Below are 3,173 nucleotides of genomic sequence, written 5' to 3'. Positions count from 1 at the left end.
ACCCTGCGCCGCAGGCATCCGACCGCAACCCCCCACCGGCCAGACCCCCGCACCGCAGGCACGCACCGCACCGCACCGCGAACCTCAGCCCAGCGCCGCAGACACGCACCGCACCGCGGCTCTCAGCCCAGCGCCGACTTCACCGCATCCGCGAGCCGCCCCGCCACGGACCGAGCCTGATCGATGTCGGCCGCCTCGACCATGACCCGCACCAACGGCTCCGTCCCGGAGGGACGCAACAGCACCCGCCCGGTCTCCCCGAGCTCCCGCTCGGCCTCACCCACCGCCGTGGCCAGCTCCGCCGACGTCTTCACCCGGGACTTGTCCACGTCAGGGACATTGATCAGCACCTGCGGCAGCCGCTCCATCACGGAGGCCAGCTCCCGCAACGTCCGCCCGCTCTCGGCAACCCGCGCCGCCAGCAGCAGCCCCGTCAGCGTCCCGTCCCCGGTCGTCGCGTGGTCGAGAACGATCACGTGCCCGGACTGCTCGCCGCCCAAGGCGAACCCGTGCTGCTTCATCTCCTCCAGGACGTACCGGTCCCCCACCGCCGTCTGGACGAGCCGGATCCCCTCCCGCTCCATGGCGAGCTTGAACCCGAGGTTCGACATGACCGTCGCGACGACCGCATCGGACCGCAGCGCCCCCCGCTCCCGCATGGCGAGCGCCAGCACGGCGAGGATCTGGTCCCCGTCGACCTCCTCCCCCGTGTGGTCGACGGCGAGGCACCGGTCGGCGTCCCCGTCGTGCGCGATCCCGAGGGCGGCCCCGTGCTCGACGACGGCCACCTTCAGCTGCGCGAGGTGCGTCGACCCGCACCCGTCGTTGATGTTCAGCCCGTCCGGCTCGGCACCGATGGTCACGACCTCGGCCCCGGCCCGCCGGAACGCCTCGGGCGACACCTGCGACGCCGCCCCGTGCGCCTCGTCCAGCACGATCTTCAGCCCGTCGAGCCGGTTCGGCAGCACGCCCACGAGGTGGGCGACATACGTGTCGAGCCCTTCCGCGTAGTCCCGCACGCGTCCGACCCCGGCCCCGGTGGGCCGGTCCCACGGCGCACCGGTCCGGTGCTCCTCGTAGACCGCCTCGATCCGGTCCTCCAGCTCGTCGGCGAGCTTGTGCCCTCCGCGGGCGAAGAACTTGATGCCGTTGTCGGGCATGGCGTTGTGGCTAGCGGAGAGCATCACGCCGAGGTCGGCGCCGAGCGCACCCGTGAGGTGGGCGACGGCCGGCGTCGGCAGCACGCCGACCCGCAGGACGTCCACGCCCGCGCTGGCGAGCCCGGCGACCACGGCGGCCTCCAGGAACTCCCCGGACGCGCGCGGGTCACGCCCGACGACGGCGGTGGGCCGGTGCCCTTCGAACGTGCCCGCCTCGGCCAGTACGTGCGCGGCGGCGACGGACAGGCCGAGGGCCATCTCCGCCGTGAGATCCGCGTTGGCGACACCGCGCACGCCGTCCGTGCCGAAGAGTCGTCCCACTTGTCCTCCTGAGGATGCGTCAGTACCGACAGCCCTCCAGGGCCCCGCCACCTAGGTCCCGCCGAGGCGTTGGACCGGCCCGTACGGCCGACGGCTGTGCCACTGACAAAGCTGAGCTCTTGATATTTCGACGGTCGCGAACCAACCGCGGCTCCCGGCGTCCAGCACCCGGTTCCCGGCCCGGCACCCGGCGCCTCCCGCAAGGCAAACGCCATCGGCCGTACACCACGGCGTCACCGCCCGACCATCCGATCACATTAGCGTTTGAGCGCCTTGTGCCGTTATACGCCCACGCCAGTGAATAAACGAACGCCCCGGCAGCACGTTGGCGTGCCGCCGGGGCGTTCGGAGTACGCGCGAGCGCCCTGCGATTAGCGCTTGCTGTACTGCGGCGCCTTGCGGGCCTTCTTCAGACCGGCCTTCTTCCGCTCGACCGCGCGGTCGTCGCGGCGCAGGAAGCCGGCCTTCTTCAGCGGGCCACGGTTGTTGTCGACGTCCGCCTCGTTCAGCGCACGGGCGACACCGAGACGGAGCGCACCGGCCTGACCGGAGACACCGCCACCCGCGATGCGGGCGATGACGTCGTAGCGGCCCTCGAGCTCGAGCACCTTGAAGGGCTCGTTCACTTCCTGCTGGTGCACCTTGTTCGGGAAGTAGTCCTCGAGGGTGCGACCGTTGATCTTCCACTTGCCGGTGCCCGGGACGATCCGGACGCGGGCGATGGCGTTCTTGCGACGGCCCAGGCCGGCGGCCGGCTGGGGCTCGCCGAAGCGGGACGCCATGGACTCCGAGGTGTACTCGCCCTCGACGGGGGCCTCGGACTCGGTGGTGTAGCTGTCGATGTCAAGCTCTTCGAGCGGCTGCTCGGCAGTGGTCTCGGCCACGATGCTCCTCAGATTCTTTTCGGTCTTAGGGGGTGGCCGGACTTACTGCGCGACCTGGGTGATCTCGAACGGCACCGGCTGCTGAGCGCCGTGCGGGTGCTGGTCGCCCGAGTAGACCTTCAGCTTCGAGAGCATCTGACGGCCCAGGGTGTTCTTGGGGAGCATGCCCTTGACGGCCTTCTCGATGGCCTTCTCGGGGTTCTTGGCAAGCAGCTCGTCGTAGCGGACGGAGCGCAGACCGCCCGGGTAGCCCGAGTGGCGGTACGCCATCTTCTGGGTCCGCTTGTTGCCGGAGAGGTGCACCTTGTCGGCGTTGATGATGATGACGAAGTCACCGGTGTCGACGTGAGGGGCGTAGATGGGCTTGTGCTTGCCGCGCAGGATGGAGGCGGCAGTGGAGGCCAGACGGCCCAGGACGACGTCCTGAGCGTCGATGACGTGCCACTGGCGCGTCACATCGCCGGGCTTGGGGCTGTACGTACGCACGGTTCGTAGCCTTCGCTTCTTCAGTGAATGGTCCTGACAAGGTCACCGAAGACGATCACGACAGCCCTGACCGCACAGCGGTGACGCAAACCGCGTGCTGGTCGCTGGTCATCGGCCCGGTGGACCGGTGTAAGGGCCCCTCACGTGAGAATGAGTAAGCCACTACACACAACAGAGACGCAGAATACCCGTGCTCGGCCGGACGGGTCAAAACGAGCCCGCCGCCCGTGGGCACGCCCCATTTTACGGCCGTACGGCGCCCCCGTACGGCCGTAAAATGGGGCGTGCCCACGGGCGGCGGGCTCGTTTTGACCCGTCCGGC

General features: G+C 69.8%; 3 protein-coding genes. All 3 read right to left on the bottom strand.

Annotated features, from left to right (window positions below):
- Window positions 1-122 precede the first annotated feature (122 nt).
- Complete coding sequence (gene glmM / locus CCN29_RS32790; RefSeq protein ID WP_086686143.1) at window positions 123-1,481, bottom strand: phosphoglucosamine mutase; 1,359 nt, start codon at window positions 1,479-1,481, stop codon at window positions 123-125.
- Window positions 1,482-1,852: 371 nt separating this feature from the next.
- A complete protein-coding gene (gene rpsI, locus CCN29_RS32785) occupies window positions 1,853-2,365 on the bottom strand; it encodes a 30S ribosomal protein S9 (RefSeq protein WP_006130761.1) in 513 nt (170 codons plus the stop codon).
- Window positions 2,366-2,407: 42 nt separating this feature from the next.
- Window positions 2,408-2,851, bottom strand: coding sequence for a 50S ribosomal protein L13 (rplM, locus tag CCN29_RS32780; protein WP_006130762.1), 444 nt, complete (start codon window positions 2,849-2,851; stop codon window positions 2,408-2,410).
- Window positions 2,852-3,173 lie beyond the last annotated feature (322 nt).

Origin of the sequence: Streptomyces pseudogriseolus, from assembly GCA_002154585.1 — a bacterium.
GTDB classification, from domain to species: Bacteria; Actinomycetota; Actinomycetes; order Streptomycetales; family Streptomycetaceae; genus Streptomyces; species Streptomyces pseudogriseolus.
This window is presented reverse-complemented; position numbering and strand designations above follow the sequence as displayed.